Genomic DNA, 15400 nt, shown 5'->3' with positions numbered 1-15400 from the left:
CCCATTGAGGCTACCGTCATAAATTAAGAGTCCCTGATGAATCACCAACACTCGATCGCACAGTGCGGTAATATCGGCCATGTAGTGACTAGTCAGCAAAATTGTAGCGTTGTAGCGCTGATTGTATTCCCGCAGGAATTGTCGCACGGCGACTTGCGCGTTGACATCCAATCCTAGTGTCGGCTCGTCGAGAAACAGGACTTGGGGTTCGTGAATCAACGCCGCCAGTAACTCGGCTTTCATCCGTTCGCCCAAAGACAGCTTCCGAATCGGTTGGGTGAGTTTAGTTTGAATCGAGAGCATTTCTGCCAATTCATGAATCCGAAATTCCGCCGTGCGGTCGCTCAAACCATATACAGCAGCGTTAATCTTGAGCGAATCGAGGGCGGGTAGATCCCAAATTAATTGCTGCTTTTGCCCCATCACTAGGGTAATCTGCTGTAAGAAGGCAGGTTTGCGCTCGAACGGGATTTGCCCGCCGACTTTGACAATCCCCGTAGAGGGATGAATCAAACCGCTGAGCATTTTGAGCGTGGTGGTTTTACCCGCACCATTGGCTCCCAAGAAGCCGACAACTTCACCCGCTGCAATCTCAAACGATACATCCCGCACCGCATTAATCTGTTTGTAAGTGCGTTGGAAAAAATGCTTGATGGTACCTGGTAAGCCGGGTTCTTTGATCGCTACTGGATAAACTTTACTCAGCCCTTCGACAGTAATACTAGCCATAAATAAGACAGTTGGGAGTTGGGAGTTGGGAGTTGGGAGATGCCCAGCTTGGCAACTACAATCTAGCACTACTTAACAATATAGCCGATTATTCACTATCTACTGTCCACTATCCACTATCCACTACCGATCCATTCAGCACAAATGCGATCGGGAAACTCTTTGCGACTCGATCGTGTCGTAAACTAGGGTGGGATAGTTGCGTATGTCGCGATCGATCCCACTTTAGCAATCTCCATCCGTGAGGGCAAGATCGGTGTTTTTTAGTATTGTTATTCCGACTTACAATCGACTCCCCATTCTCCAAAAATGTTTGAGAGCGTTAGAAATTCAAACGCTCGATCCTCGGATCGTGACTGAGTACGAGATAATTGTCGTTGATGATGGTTCGACTGATGGCACGATCGAGTGGTTGCAAACTAGTACCGCCGAGTTACCCCATCTCAAAATCTACGAACAAGCTCACAAAGGTGCCTCCGCCGCCAGAAACATGGGCGTCGAGCAGGCACAAGGCGATACGATTATTTTTATCGATAGCGATATTGTCGTGACTCCTTCTTTCCTCCAATGTCACGCCGATGTCTTACTCGCAGCACAACAAGCCAAAGGCGACGATCGCGTCTTCACTTATGGGTGTAATTAATACGGCAAACTTTGAAGCACCCACCACCGAACCTTATAAAGTTCTAGACTTTTCTAATGCTTATTTTGCCACTACTAATGTTGCGATCGCCAAACATTGGTTGACGGAAGTGGGCTTATTCGATCTCGGTTTCGATCTGTATGGTTGGGAAGATTTAGAATTGGGCGTTCGGCTCAAGAACCAGGGGATTAAAATGGTCAAATGTCCCGCCGCCGTCGGCTATCATTGGCATCCGGCTTTTTCACTCGATCGCATTCCCCGGCTGATCGAACAAGAAATCGAACGCGGTAAAATGGGTGTGGTTTTTTACAAAAAGCATCCCACCCTCGATGTGAAAATCATGATTCAGATGACCGTTTTTCACCGAATCTTATGGAATATTTTATCCCTCGGCGGCGCACTCAACGAACGCACGATGAAGCCCTTATTAAAGTGGTCGATCGAGCTGGGCAATCCCCAATTAGCCGAACAATTTGCCCGCATTTTTCTCAATCAATATAGTGTTCAAGAAGTCCATCGCGCTTATCAAGCTAGTCTTAGATCGGTTGAATGATTTACTTAGCGATCGACTCACATTTTGGATTCTTAATGGCTCATGGCTGGCTCTCCAGCAGTTATGGTGATAAGTAAGACTTATTAAAGGGGGGAAAGGGTAAAGGGTAAAGGGATAGAATATACCATCAATTGACATGTAATTCTATTTCCCCCAAAATAGCAGGAGAGCCTCTCAAGCTAATGACTAAACAAGCTCGACAAATAATTTTATTACTTTGGATTGGGACGACTTCATTACTGGATTTTGCGATCGCCGGATTTGCATTCTCGCTGATTGCTTGTCTAAATTGTGCGACCTATGGAATAGCCGATGGCGAATCTACAGTACCGATTTATACGATCGTCATCAACCAAGTTAGCATCTCGCTATTAATGTTATTAGTAGGGATTGTCTGGTCGGGTTTAGTATTACTTGCAACCGAGCGATTGTTAGTCTTTTTAAAGTTCCCGACGCCGGGAAATCGGAAGTTTAGTAAGCTAAGTCTCGGCTTACTTAAATTTTCCCTAATCGTCACCGTTTTAGCATTAATACTGGGTAATATTTACCTCATTTACACGCGAATTCAGGGAGAGAGTATTTGATTGCTGGATTGCGAACTACTGTTGACCCTCATTGGCGACGTGGTTTAAGCTACCTCAATTTAGAGTGTCAGGCAGTCAGCTCGTCGAGATGGCTGTAAGGCATAATAGAATCAATTATCCGCTAGTTTGGATACATCAGGCTTATCTTAAATTATGACGCTCCAAGACTTAGAATCCCAATTGCTCGCCCTGACACCCGCCGAAAAAGAGCATATCATCCAACTATTGACGCAGAGCTTGGTGAGTACCCAGCCAGAAATTGCCAAACCGCTAGAAATTAGCAGCGGTGAAGCTTACATTGCAAATACCCAGATTGCCATCTGGGAGCTTGTCAATGCCCAGGATCTCGGCAGTAGTGACACAGACCTCCTTCAGATGTATCCCCAGCTTACCCAGAGCGATCTAGACACCGCCTGGGAGTATTTAGACACTCATCCCGATGAGATTAGACTGGCTTTACAAGCGATCGATGAGTGATCTCTAGTTTTTAAAAACAGAGCGCCGTAATATATGGGCAAACGAGAAAAACTCATAGAGCGATGTTGGTTATTTCAGAGTTCTCAACCACTGGCGAAACTGCTTCACTAAATTATTTTCACCGATCGAAGCTGATAAATTCAGAAATTGTAAAATATCTGCCGTTTTCAATTGTGGTAAAGCAAGGCTGCTGTCTCGGATGATATATTCACTCCCTCTCAGTCCATAAATAGCCAAAACTTGCCCATTATATCGCCAAATCTCTGGAACTTTGAGAGCGGCATAAATTGAGAACCTATCTAGAGAACTACTAGTAATATCGATCTCCACTGCCAAATCTGGTGGCGGTAGCTTTGCTAAGTCGATTTGCTCGACACCCCTCACCATTGCCTCGTTTTGGATGTAATAACACTGGTCTGGTTCTAGTCCTTTAGCGAGATCTTCTCGGCTACAAGTTAGCGAACCCAAACTGCGAATTTCCAGATCGAGTTCTTCTGTTGCTGTCTCGATTAGGCGACCGAGAATTTTTTTATAGGTTTCATGTGGCGCAAGCGGCATACGGATTTCGAGGGTACCACGATCGTAAGTCAGTCTCATCGCAGGTTCTCGCTCGAAATCGATGATGAGAGACTGATACGACTGCCAACTGATATTTTTTAGAACTACCCGATCGGGACTTTGGATGAGTGTTGCTGTCATAAATGCTCCCAAGATAAAGGGTCGCTATGGCTATTGTATCTGGAAATGTAGATCGCTCAAACCTTTGCAGATGACAAGATTTTAGCTGCGATCGAACTCACGATACTACCTCTTCATTTCCGCCGTGCAAGAAATTTCGATCGCGAGTGGTTCGATATGACATTAATTGTGGGAATACTATCTCCAGAGAGATTTAGCTCGATCGATCTGTTCATTTGGCATGTCTTAGCGATTTAGGCTCGATCGACACTCATCAGCAAGGGGTCGAAAGTAGATCGCTCGATTCATCTACCAATAATATTAGCCTGCTAATTTTGGTAATTCTCTCCTTAAACCTCGACAAAAATCTTTTTTGCATAACTAATATGGCAGATACTACTACCGCTACAGCACCTCTCGTTCCTATTGTTGTGACGACAGAGAAGATTATAAAAAATCCGTCACAACTCACTAATGTGGATGGAACACTTTATTTTGTTGGAGATGTCAGTGCTGGTAATAAAGGAACAGAGCTTTATAAACTAGATGTAAATGGACTGCCAGTGTTAGTTGCAGAAATTGACAAATCATACATTAGTTCAGGTATTGGATCGATTACCAATGTTAATGGCATCCTATATTTCACTGCTGATAGTGGTAACGGACTCTTTAGAATAGACCCGATTAGTGGCACACCTGTTCGCTTAGGTGACAGAATTGTTTCTGGCGCGAACAGATTCGTTACTCTAGGTGATAGTGACTACTTTTTAGCAACTAATGGCGACTATAGGTTGTGGAAAATAAATCGATCTTCTGGTGCTTTATCAAAAGTTACACCGAATGGATTACCTGCTGATTTTAGTTTTAGTATTGATGTTCCTAATACTGGAAATGGTTTTCGCTCACCAGCTAACATCGCAGTCTCTGGCAGCTATTTATATTTTAAAAGTAGTGAAAAAGTTTGGAAGTTTGACCCTATAACTAATAATGCATCACCAGTTATGGGTCCAAGTGGTTCATTTTATGTACCTAGTGAGTTTCATCAAGCAGGAGGCTCATTATTTTTTAAAACAGGTGATTTTACTCAAAAACTCTATAAAATAGATGCTGTCAGTGGTGAAGCTATTTCTATTATCGACGATCCCAAATTTGCATCTAACATATATCAAATAGATGCCAATAACTTTGTTGATGTTAATGGTACTCTATATTTTACAAGCAATCTGGGCAGTAAAATTTGGAAGCTAGATGTAACAATAGGTAAACCCATATTAGCTGGGACTATAGATGGCGTCGGAGGGATCAAGGCAGGAAATTCAATCGAGCCAAAACAATTCACAAATGTCAATGGAACATTATGTTTTTTATTTTATGATAGTAAAGGTTTAGCACAGATTTGGAAGCTCAACTCAGATGGTACTGTTGCAGCCGTTACAAATCTAGATCCCAATCCAACCTATGGACAAACTTTTATATCGAGTTTAAAAGCGATCGGAAATAAACTTTACTTCAATGCTGAGGATAAACAGTATGGAAGAGAGTTACGTATATTGGATATTCAAACTGGTAGTTTAACAACCCTAGACTTGAGTCCTGGGCTAGATGTTTCTGTTTCATCATCCGCAAGTTCATTGCTGACGTCTCAAGTAACTGATGTCAATGGTATCCCTTACTTCTCAAGCCGGGTTACTCCAAATGATGCTTCAAGCGAAGAAAGAATCTTTAAACTCTCTGCATCTGTAGCCCCAACACCGACACCAACACCCACCCCAACTCCAACCCCAACACCCACCCCCACACCAACCCCTGTCATCCCCCTCGTCACTGTCACCGCGATCGATAAATCAGCCTCAGAGATCGAAGTCAGTAAAGCCCAGAACCCTGGACAATTTGTCCTCACCCGCACCGGAGATACCACCGCAGCGCAAGATATTTTCTACCTGATGTCTGGTACCGCAGTCAACGGCGTTGACTACCAAAAACTCTCAAATAAAGTCACCTTTGCTGCTGGTCAAAAAACTGCGATCGTTGATATTAAGTCCATTGACGATAATATCTACGAAGGCGATGAAAGCATCTTATTGTCGATCGTACCTAACGATCCAAATGCTGGAGGTACTGGCGCAGCATTTAAAATTGCCAGCAATCTCAGCAATACAGATATTCTAAATAAGTTACTGGGTGTCACCACTGGATTGAGTAACATTACGCTCACGGCAACTGGAAATCGAGAAGCTTACGGCACATTTGATAATGCCCCATTTGACATCGGCGCGGGAATTGTCCTGAGTACTGGCAAAGTCACCGATCTCGTGGGTGTGAATAACGATACCGGGACAACCACTGATTTTGGCACCATAGATCCAGCAGGCGGATTTGACCCGCTCGCGCTCAAAATAGACTTCAATACTGATGCCACTGCCAGTCAAGTGTTCTTTCAGTATGTATTCGGCTCTGAAGAATTTACCGACTTTTCGGGAAGTGAATTTAACGACATTTTTACACTCACACTCAATGGTGTGAATTTAGCCAAACTCAGTGATGGCAAAACAGCAACCATCAATAACCTTACCCCATCAGCAACTCCTTCAACTTGGAATCCTGATTATATCGACAATCCGCTCGGCACGGGGCCACTGAGCAGTCAAGTTATCTTGGATGGATATACCAAGACGCTGACATTTGCGGGAACTTTGATTCCCAATGCCAAAAACACTCTCGAAATCAAAATTAAAGATATCAGCGATGGTGCTTTAGATTCCGCTGTATTTCTCAAAGGTGGTTCGCTTGGGGTTATCGATCCGTCTACAATCGCTAACACAATTACGATCGCTGACAACGATCTACCGCCAGTAATTAGTATCTCGGATGTCAGCATTAATGAAGGTAAAACTGGGACTAAGAATACCACCTTTACTGTGACATTGAGCAATCCTAGCAGCCGAGTCACTACAGTTGACTATGCCACTGCTGACGGTACGGGTACAGCCGGAAGCGATTACACCAAAGTCGATACTACAACGCTCTCATTTGCTCCTGGTGAGACTAGCAAAGAGATTAATATCGTTATTAACGGCGATCTTATCGACGCACCCGACAAAACTTTCAAAGTCAATCTTAGCAATCCGACTAATAGCACTCTCAGCACCAAAACAAGTGCAACTGGCACCATTTTAAATGATGATACTCCGATCTCTCTAGCTGTTAGCGACGCTAATGCTGCGGAAACTAAAGCTGGTGACACTCCAAATCCTGGGCGATTTGAGATCGCGCGAAGTGGCGATCTTAATAAGTCGCTGTCAGTGCAATATACGCTCTCAGGCACAGCTACTAATGGTATTGACTATCAGTCCTTGAATGGTACGAGTGTATTTGAGATCGGGGCAGACAAAGCATTTGTCGATATCAACCCGATCGATGACAAAATCTATGAAGTTGCCGAAACCTTTACACTGTCGATCTCTAGTGATGATTACCTGATTACTGGTGCAAATAGCGGCACGATCGCGATCGCGGATAATGATGCTGAGAACCCAACATTGCTCGAACCAGCCAAAAATCTCTTAACGATCGATGGTGGCTCGGTAAATACACTGCTCAAATTCACCAAATTACCGCAGTCAAATAGCGATCTGGGTGAGATCTGCGCTTTTGTCGTCGATGATGATTTTGGGAGCATTAATGGAATTAAACCGGGTGAAAATGGTTATGTAGCCGCCGCAGTCGCTCGCGCTCAATCAGTCTTTTCTAGTTTGGGGAATAGTGCTTTCGATCGCCAACACGATAATAACTCCCAACGTTATTTAAATATGACTCAGGGCGATCGGATCGAATTTCTGGCAATTGCTAACGAAACACTCGATCGCGTTAAAGCCGATCTCGGTGCTGGCAAACCCACTGCCAACATTGTCTTCTCGCTGCCCGAAGCTAATCCAGCTAATGTCAGTCCGGTGAAATTTACCACCAACCTCACCAATAATACTTACGACATCGCCTTCAAAGATCTCACCTTACGAGTAGAAGCCGTCGATAAATATCCATTACAGGGTGGTACTGGTTTACAAGGTAGTTTAGAAGACAAGTTAAAAGGTAATTCACACGGACAAGTTATCGATTTACGTGCTTATGCCAATCGTCAAGCGATCGTCGATACCAAGACGATCGGTGATGCTAACTATAATAACTATATTGCTTTCTACCAAGTAGAAGACGAAAGCGGCACTCTCGCCAGCGGACTCAAACCGGGCGATGTGGGCTATGCTCGCGAAGCGATTCAAAATGCCATCCTCGGTACTCGCTTTAAGAGTCAAGCCGATACCGATTTGACGATCGCTGGTGGTAAAATCTTAGCTCCTGTAGTCGTTGCCAATGGTACCTTTGACAAGTTCTTGAGTCAAAATCCGAATAACAACTCTAATAGTAATATTCACGCCTACTTTAACTATCTGGGTGCAAATACCGATGGGGTAGATCACTTCCGCTTGCTCGGTGATAATAAGTTTGGCGTGGAAGATATGTTTGGTGGTGGCGATCGCGACTATAACGATCTGATTTTCCAAATGACTGTTAAAAATTAGCGCTAACTTTTTAACCTGAGCTTCACTAACTAAAAAATCCCCCAACTTTGAGGGATTTTTTAGTGTTAATAGCGCTTCAATTCGCTAGCTAAACTACCAAATTCTATTCATATTCAGTACGAAACCTGGCATGATATCACTACAATCGATTGATTCAGGTAATTCTAGGATCTCAGGCTCTTGTCCCGATCTATAGATTTCTACTTTTCGATTCTGCGGATCTATTAGCAAACCCAACCGCACTCCCAACTGTTGATATGCTCGCATCTTGGTTTGTGTCTCAGTCAAGCTATCATCGGTAGCAGAGCGCAGTTCAATGACAAAATCGGGGACTACTGTAATGAATCCTTTAATGTCTACTCCTTCTAAACGCGATTTCTCAATCCAAGAAACATCGGGAGATCGTTTGCCACCATCGAGTGCGGTAAAGTCATAGCCTGTAGAGGAATCAAATACTCGACCTAAATCGGTTTGTCGATTCCAAATGTTAACGTCAGTGACTAAATCTGCATTTCTCTGTCCACTTTCGCCGCCTGTTGGAGCCATAACAATCAATTGTCGATCGGGTGTGAGTTCGAGACGTAAATCGGGATTATCGATACACAGCCTGTCGAATTGCTCTGGTGTAACGGTCAAAGTTGTATTGCTGACATCGAGTAGCAATGGCTGAGCATCGACCGATGAACCAGGTGCGGTGGCAATTGTCATAAAACCTCGAAGCTATCGCGAGAGAAAGGTTATTCAGTTGATATTGTATCACTGGTAAGATTTTGGCAGCGATCGCCAACTGGACGATCGTGACGAACCTAGCTCAAGAACTTACTCGCTCTGAGGATCTTCCCTCTATCTATCGATTCTCTCGGCACAGAAATTCGCTAAACTGGATAGAAATTTGGCTGTTAGCTACCTGGCTGACAGCACGGCATTACTTGGTGTTTCCATCGCTTCCACCTATCAATATAATCAGCAATGAAATTAGTTTCCGATCCGACGATCGCCATGAAGATTGCGAACATGCAGGAACGAATGCGGTGGCATCATCCATTGTTTCAGAAATTAGGGATCGATCGGACGCGACTGGCACTAGATGACGGCAACGATCCAGCGCAGGGGTTTACATTTGGCGTGCTGGGAGACAGCGGTAGTAGCTCTTATCGGCACGATAGTCCGCAGCGCCACGTTTCCGAACTAATGCAGCGATCGGCACCTTCAGCGCGATTTATCCTGCATACTGGTGATGTCGTCTATTTGGTCGGCTCTAGCGAACAGTATCTCGATAATTTTATCCGCCCCTATCGCGAATTACTAAAGGGTGGCGATCGACATCCAGAGCGAATTGGTTATGACTCGATGGTCTTCAATCGCCCGTTTTTGCCCGTACTGGGCAATCATGACTACTACGATTTACCGATCGTCTATGGCGTGCTGTCGCAGTTATTACGCCCACTGCGGCAAGCTTTTCGGTATGCGATCGATCTAGACGTGGGTTGGCATGGTTCTTATCAGGGTGATGCTTATGCCAGAGCTTTTTTAGATTATCTTCAGGACATTCCCGAATCCGAACTCCAGCGGCATCTAGAGCGGCATTACACAGCGCAGACGCCGACAGGCAAAGCGTTGAATTATCAACCCGGACAGTTTACCCGACTTCCCAACCGTTACTATCAGTTTCGCTATGGTGGTATCGACTTTTTTGCCTTAGATTCTAATACCTTTAATGCCCCATTACCGATCGATAATAATGAGGGTGGAGATCGGCACCGTCAGACATTGCGAGATGAGTTAGAGCAATGTTATTTAGAGCGGGACGAGCATCTGCAACTCATCCAAAACCTAGATGCCGCGACCCCGCAGGACGATCGCGACTCCCTGGAAGAGTTGCTGGGCAAGGTCGAACAAATCGAAGAATTAATTCGCGATTTAGAAAAACAATTAGACCCAAATATCGTCTACGAAAAGGTCGATTACGAACAATTGGAGTGGTTGGAGCGCGGACTGATCGCATCTTGGCAAGACAAAACAGCGCGCGGACGGATGATTTATTTTCATCATCCCCCCTATGTCACCGAAGCAACCAAATGGCACCAGGGTCAGACATTAGCAGTGCGGCATTATTTACGGACGATCTTCGATCGCGTCGAACTAGAAGTTAAAGATCTGATGGATAACCGTCCCTTGGTAGATCTCGTCCTATCTGGACACGCACATTGCTTTGAATATCTAGAAACTCTAGACACCGGACATGCCGATCGAGGGATAAAGTGGGTTATCTGCGGGGGGAGCGGTTTTAGTCTGCGTCGTCAACGAGCGGAGGGAAACATCATTCAAGAACGGCTCGATGGCAAGTTGCAAGATGTCGCCGTATCGCATCAGTTTATCGGTAAAACCGGACGCGGCTCGCATAAAAGGCACGCTTACTCCTGTTTGCAAGTTGATGTTCTCCCCGGACGAGATTTGAAATTTAGGCTCAAGCCTCAAGTTGCCGAATATCATCAGCATGAGTGGCAGTATTATACGGGGGATAGGGGATAGGGGATAGTGGATAGTGAGTGGATAGTGAATAGTGAATAGTGAATAGTGAATAGTGGATATAGCGCTCTTAAATGAGAAACTTAACCCTCTTTTTCTTCCCTCTGCGCTCTCTGCGCCTCTGCGGTTAAAATTATTAGTATTTAATTACTGACAAATGAAGAAATGATTTTAGAGTCGATCGAGTAGCCACTCGATTGCACTTGCGACATCGGCGACGCGTTCGCCTTCGGGTGCGGGCGGACGTTGCACCATGACGACAGGTAAACCCAACTCCCGCGCGGCGATAATCTTGGCATAAGTCGCGTCACCGCCGCTATTTTTGCTGACGATCGCTTGAATCCGGTACTCTGTTAGGATTTCCCGTTCTCGATCGAGACTAAATGGCCCGCGATCGAGTAATAATTTACCTGGAGGTAAGGGGATACTCGGATCGGGAGGATCGATCGATCGCATCAAGCACCAGCGTGTCAATCCGGCAAACGGGGCGAGTTGTTGTCTGCCGATCGTCACAAAGATCCGCTCAGCCCACGCCGGAATCGCCGTCACCGCCGCCTCGACACTTGCCACCTCAATCCAGTCATCTCCCAGCGAACGCGTCCAGGCGGGGCGCACGAGCATCAATCTAGGAATCCCCACTTGAGTCGCTGCACTAGCTACATGCCAAGACATGCGGGAGGCAAATGGGTGAGTAGCGTCAATGATGAGATCGATTTTCTCAGTCTGCAAATACTCAACTAAACCAGCCTCGCCACCAAAGCCACCAATCCGCACGTTACCTGCGATCGCCTTTGGCTCGCGAGTGCGCCCTGCGAGGGTCATAATTACTGCCAATCCGGGCAGATCGCTAGCCAGCGCGGCTAGTTGCATCGCCTCCCCAGTCCCACCCACGATCGCAAGTCGCTTCATTCTGCCTAGCAAGTTCGAGATACTTCCATAATAATAAGTAAGTCAGCGTTTACAAATCAATCAAATCCTATGACATCCACAGTTTATGACTTTTCGGCTACCAGTATCGAAGGTCAACCCGTCGAGATGAGTAGTTATCGCGACAAAGTTTTGCTCGTCGTCAATACCGCTAGCCAATGTGGTTTCACGTCTCAATATCAGGGTTTGCAAGAGTTGTACACTAAATACGCCAGCAAAGGATTTGCGGTACTGGGTTTTCCTTGCAATCAATTCGGACAACAGGAACCAGGAACCGCGACGGATATTCAATCTTTTTGCGAAACCAGATTTGGGGTCTCTTTTCCGCTATTCCAGAAAATCGATGTCAATGGTGCCAACGCTCACCCCTTATTTAAGTATTTGGAGAAAGCCGCACCAGGAATTTTGGGAACGGAATCGATTAAGTGGAATTTCACCAAGTTTTTGGTCGATGGTAGCGGTAATGTCGTCAAACGCTATGGCTCGAATGCCGAACCCAAAGATATCGCTAAAGATATCGAAGCACTGTTAAATTAATTAATAATTAATAATTAATAATTGGGTTGTTAGGGTGGGGTTTACACTTCTAAAAAGGGATATATTGTAGGGTGGGCACTGCCCACCACAAGGATTGCAGGTGGTTTTTAATCGATTTAACTAGCGATCGATATCGATAGTTTGTCTCACGATCGGTTGATATTGCTATTTTAGAGAAAGCTGAATCCGATCGATCTATGTCACTGAAAAATACTGCCAAAGAAACACTAGAAATCCTCACAACCGGAACGTATACCAACAAATCGGGAACGGTAGTTGAATTTTTGGCAGCTCAACAGATGGCTGTCAAAAAAACAGTCTTATATTCACCGCAACACTCAGCAGCACTATTAGCCGCACCAGCCGCTAGTACAGCCGAGCGACCCACGATCGAAGTCACCGCCGAAACAACTCAAGTCGCCGCTCACAGACTCGTCCAAACTGAAAAATGTCGCGAACGGTTTCGATCGTGACTTTTGTCGTCAGTGATATCGCTCAAAATATAACTGGCGACTGGATTGCGATCGAGTACCTCTAACGATTACGCTTCGATGATGACACCCGAACAGATGTTTGGGTAGCGAGCGATTTTAGCTGCTGGGATGAGCGCAAAATTGCTCTCAAAGTTAGGGGACTCGATCCGCCAGAGCATCGCTCTAACTAGCAAGTTATCCCGATCGCATCTATAAAATTGTAGATAAAGTTTTAGATGTGTATGGTTTGCGGTACGATCTAACTTTAGCACTGGTATATAAAACTAGAAATTTAAAACAAGAGGGCAAGAGGCTGTGATTAGAGTAGCGATCAATGGGTTTGGGCGGATCGGACGGAATTTCATGCGGTGTTGGCTAGGCAGAAAAAATAGCAACATCGAAGTTGTGGGTATCAATGATACTTCCGATCCTCGTACTAATGCACACTTGCTCCGATACGACACGATGTTAGGCACCTTCGATGCCGACATCAGTGCTGATGACAACACGATTACGGTCAACGGTAAGGTAATTAAGTGCGTATCCGATCGCAATCCTGACAACTTACCTTGGAAAGACTGGGAAATCGACCTCGTAATCGAATCTACAGGTGTGTTCATCAGTCATGCGGGTGCTTCCCGACATATCAATGCTGGTGCCAAAAAAGTGCTGATTACCGCACCGGGTAAAGATGAAGATGGCACATTTGTGATGGGCGTCAATGACAAAGACTACGATCACAACAAACACTTCATCATTAGTAACGCTAGCTGTACCACCAACTGTCTAGCGCCCTTTGCCAAAGTCCTCAATGACAACTTCGGCATCATCAAAGGGACGATGACTACCACCCACAGCTATACTGGCGACCAACGCTTGCTGGATGCTTCCCACCGCGACTTACGTCGGGCACGAGCTGCGGCGATGAATATCGTACCGACATCCACTGGTGCGGCTAAAGCAGTAGCTCTAGTATTGCCAGAACTCAAAGGTAAACTCAATGGGATTGCCTTGCGGGTACCGACGCCAAACGTTTCGGTAGTCGATCTAGTCGTCAACGTGGAGAAGAAAACCTTCACCGAAGAAGTCAATGCTACCCTCAAAGCGGCTGCTGAAGGGTCGATGAAAGGTATTTTGGACTATTGCGAGTTGCCACTAGTTTCGAGCGATTTCAAGGGTACTGATGCCTCTTCTACCATTGATGCTACCCTGACGATGGTCATGGGTGACGATATGGTCAAAGTGATCGCTTGGTACGACAACGAGTGGGGCTACAGTCAACGCGTTGTCGATCTAGCCGAACTCGTCGGTCAGAAGTGGGTTAAGTAATAGGGAATAGGGAATAGGGGATAGGGGATAGTGTGCATTTGCACACAATTAATCCACCTTCAACCTCACAAGGAAGCCTCATCAAAATATGATGAGGCTTCTTTTAGATTAATTGCCGATGGCAAAATTACTCACCCTCTATCCTCTACCCTATTCCCTATCCCCTATCCCCTATCCCCTCTCTACCGCCTCAGCATACAACTCCTCATGCAGCCTCACGATCGCTTCGAGATCGTAGGTAGAGATGCGCTCGAAGCCGAGCTTGCTCATCTGTGCTGCCTCTAGAGGTCGATCGAGAATCCAAGCCATTTCCGCTGCTAATCCATCCGTGTCGCCAACGGCTACTAAGCGCCCACAACCGTCTGCAAGTAGGTCTTCAGTCCCGCGAATTTTAGTACCGATCGTGGGGGTTTCTAGTGCTAGGGATTCGAGAATACAGCGCGGCAAGCCTTCTTGGGCGGACACGAGGAGATTGGCAGTTGCCGCTCGCATGAGAACGGGAATATCGCGGCGGATGCCTAAAAAGTGGACGCGATCGCCAACCCCTAACGATGCTGCTAACTGCTGCATTTTATCGACCAGCGGCCCATTCCCAGCTAGGGCTAAATGGACGTTAGCCCGGTTGAGTTTGGCAAATGCCGCGATCGCATCGACATGATGTTTGCGAGCGGTGAATTCGGCGACAGATAGCAATAAATGAGCTTCCTCATCGATGCCTAGCTCTTGTCGAACCTGAAGAATTGCCGCTTCAGATACCCGATGGCGGTTGTAATATTTTAAGTCCACACCGATACCCGGCATATAACGAGATCGATCGGCAGGGACTAGGTTATATGCCAGTGACGCGTCCTTGTCCTCATGATTGATGGTGACTAAATAGTCAGTCCATTTACCCGCCAACTTCTCTAAATTGATAAACGCAAAATTCCTCAACAAATTGCCACCACGATAGAAATGAAAGCCATGTGCGGTGTAAATCACACTCGTACCCAGTTGTTTGCGGATATCCTTGAGAGCGTAGCGAGTCACAAAAGCCGCAACTGGAGTATGAACGTGAACGAGATCGTATTTTTCGCGCGTCACCAGTTCGCGAATTACTTGCGGTGCTGCCAATAGATTACGCGGATCGAAGGGATTGCGCGACCATTCTACGTCCCACACTCGATCGAATCCGCTCACGCACTCCGGATCGGTCGAAACCCCACACGCCATCGCGTCTACTTGCCAGCCCTGCGCTCGAAAATGTGCCGCAAATGGGAGCAAAAAACTCCGGAGGGTACTCGGAACCGTCGTAACCATTAAAAGTCTGTTCATAACAATCGATGTTGGATCGGGGGAAGGCAATAGGGAAATGGCGTCGATGC

At 45.9% G+C, this 15400-nt stretch carries 12 protein-coding genes and 1 pseudogene; 8 read left to right on the top strand and 5 right to left on the bottom strand.

Translation table 11 applies throughout. From position 1 onward, the window contains the following. Nucleotides 1–729: ATP-binding cassette domain-containing protein (locus RMO52_RS10890; protein ID WP_310413913.1), on the bottom strand; the 729-nt coding region annotated here is incomplete at its 3' end. Between the two features lie 256 nt (nucleotides 730–985). On the opposite strand from RMO52_RS10890, the pseudogene RMO52_RS10885 reads away from it, so the two are divergent. The 3 genes and pseudogenes from RMO52_RS10885 (at nucleotide 986) to RMO52_RS10875 (ending at nucleotide 2986) form a co-directional block, all read left to right on the top strand. Then, a pseudogene (locus RMO52_RS10885) lies at nucleotides 986–1925 on the top strand (glycosyltransferase family 2 protein). Between the two features lie 182 nt (nucleotides 1926–2107). Continuing rightward, nucleotides 2108–2509 (top strand): hypothetical protein, encoded by a 402-nt coding sequence (locus RMO52_RS10880; RefSeq protein ID WP_309741936.1) that lies wholly within the window; start codon nucleotides 2108–2110, stop codon nucleotides 2507–2509. A gap of 153 nt (nucleotides 2510–2662) precedes the next feature. Then, the gene (locus tag RMO52_RS10875) at nucleotides 2663–2986 is read left to right on the top strand and encodes a DUF433 domain-containing protein (protein WP_310413910.1); all 324 of its coding nucleotides are present in this window, start codon (nucleotides 2663–2665) and stop codon (nucleotides 2984–2986) included. Between the two features lie 69 nt (nucleotides 2987–3055). On the opposite strand, the gene RMO52_RS10870 is transcribed toward RMO52_RS10875, so the two are convergent. Beyond that, a complete protein-coding gene (locus tag RMO52_RS10870; protein ID WP_309741934.1) occupies nucleotides 3056–3685 on the bottom strand; it encodes a Uma2 family endonuclease in 630 nt (209 codons plus the stop codon). Between the two features lie 215 nt (nucleotides 3686–3900). On the opposite strand from RMO52_RS10870, the gene RMO52_RS10865 reads away from it, so the two are divergent. Continuing rightward, nucleotides 3901–8241, top strand: coding sequence for a choice-of-anchor L domain-containing protein (locus tag RMO52_RS10865; RefSeq protein WP_310413907.1), 4341 nt, complete (start codon nucleotides 3901–3903; stop codon nucleotides 8239–8241). A 93-nt stretch (nucleotides 8242–8334) separates the two neighbouring features. On the opposite strand, the gene RMO52_RS10860 is transcribed toward RMO52_RS10865, so the two are convergent. After that, on the bottom strand, nucleotides 8335–8949 hold the full coding sequence (locus RMO52_RS10860) for a Uma2 family endonuclease (protein WP_309745019.1): 615 nt from the start codon (nucleotides 8947–8949) through the stop codon (nucleotides 8335–8337). Nucleotides 8950–9210: 261 nt separating this feature from the next. Here RMO52_RS10860 and RMO52_RS10855 point away from each other — a divergent pair, with 261 nt between their 5' ends. Next, the gene (locus RMO52_RS10855; RefSeq protein WP_309745017.1) at nucleotides 9211–10773 is read left to right on the top strand and encodes a metallophosphoesterase; all 1563 of its coding nucleotides are present in this window, start codon (nucleotides 9211–9213) and stop codon (nucleotides 10771–10773) included. A gap of 168 nt (nucleotides 10774–10941) precedes the next feature. Here RMO52_RS10855 and RMO52_RS10850 read toward each other — a convergent pair whose 3' ends face one another. After that, nucleotides 10942–11679: a cobalt-precorrin-6A reductase gene (locus tag RMO52_RS10850; protein ID WP_309745015.1), complete on the bottom strand. Its 738-nt coding sequence runs from the start codon at nucleotides 11677–11679 to the stop codon at nucleotides 10942–10944. 69 nt (nucleotides 11680–11748) lie between these two features. Between RMO52_RS10850 and RMO52_RS10845 the strand changes: the two genes are divergently transcribed. From RMO52_RS10845 to RMO52_RS10835, 3 genes are all read left to right on the top strand, one after another. Further along, nucleotides 11749–12234, top strand: a complete 486-nt coding sequence (locus RMO52_RS10845; RefSeq protein ID WP_309745013.1) for a glutathione peroxidase — start codon at nucleotides 11749–11751, stop codon at nucleotides 12232–12234. 197 nt (nucleotides 12235–12431) lie between these two features. After that, a complete protein-coding gene (locus tag RMO52_RS10840) occupies nucleotides 12432–12707 on the top strand; it encodes a poly(ADP-ribose) glycohydrolase domain-containing protein (RefSeq protein WP_309745011.1) in 276 nt (91 codons plus the stop codon). 315 nt (nucleotides 12708–13022) lie between these two features. Next, nucleotides 13023–14036, top strand: a complete 1014-nt coding sequence (locus RMO52_RS10835) for a type I glyceraldehyde-3-phosphate dehydrogenase (protein ID WP_310413902.1) — start codon at nucleotides 13023–13025, stop codon at nucleotides 14034–14036. Nucleotides 14037–14207: 171 nt separating this feature from the next. Here the strand turns inward: RMO52_RS10835 and RMO52_RS10830 are convergent, their stop codons facing one another. Continuing rightward, nucleotides 14208–15350: a glycosyltransferase gene (locus tag RMO52_RS10830; protein WP_310413899.1), complete on the bottom strand. Its 1143-nt coding sequence runs from the start codon at nucleotides 15348–15350 to the stop codon at nucleotides 14208–14210. Between the last annotated feature and the right edge of the window lie 50 nt (nucleotides 15351–15400).

This window comes from Chamaesiphon sp. OTE_8_metabat_110 (genome assembly GCF_031382685.1).
GTDB lineage: Bacteria > Cyanobacteriota > Cyanobacteriia > Cyanobacteriales > Chamaesiphonaceae > Chamaesiphon.
Note: the sequence above shows the minus strand (reverse complement) of the source record. Positions and strands in the feature narration are given on the sequence as shown.

Bases quoted from the DNA above. Each gene is read 5' to 3' on its own strand.
- RMO52_RS10880 (WP_309741936.1), top strand. From the start codon at position 2,108: ATGACTAAACAAGCTCGACAAATAATTTTATTACTTTGGATTGGGACG.
- RMO52_RS10875 (WP_310413910.1), top strand. From the start codon at position 2,663: ATGACGCTCCAAGACTTAGAATCCCAATTGCTCGCCCTGACACCCGCC.
- RMO52_RS10870 (WP_309741934.1), bottom strand. From the start codon at position 3,685: ATGACAGCAACACTCATCCAAAGTCCCGATCGGGTAGTTCTAAAAAAT.
- RMO52_RS10860 (WP_309745019.1), bottom strand. From the start codon at position 8,949: ATGACAATTGCCACCGCACCTGGTTCATCGGTCGATGCTCAGCCATTG.
- RMO52_RS10855 (WP_309745017.1), top strand. From the start codon at position 9,211: ATGAAATTAGTTTCCGATCCGACGATCGCCATGAAGATTGCGAACATG.
- RMO52_RS10850 (WP_309745015.1), bottom strand. From the start codon at position 11,679: ATGAAGCGACTTGCGATCGTGGGTGGGACTGGGGAGGCGATGCAACTA.
- RMO52_RS10845 (WP_309745013.1), top strand. From the start codon at position 11,749: ATGACATCCACAGTTTATGACTTTTCGGCTACCAGTATCGAAGGTCAA.
- RMO52_RS10840 (WP_309745011.1), top strand. From the start codon at position 12,432: ATGTCACTGAAAAATACTGCCAAAGAAACACTAGAAATCCTCACAACC.
- RMO52_RS10830 (WP_310413899.1), bottom strand. From the start codon at position 15,350: ATGAACAGACTTTTAATGGTTACGACGGTTCCGAGTACCCTCCGGAGT.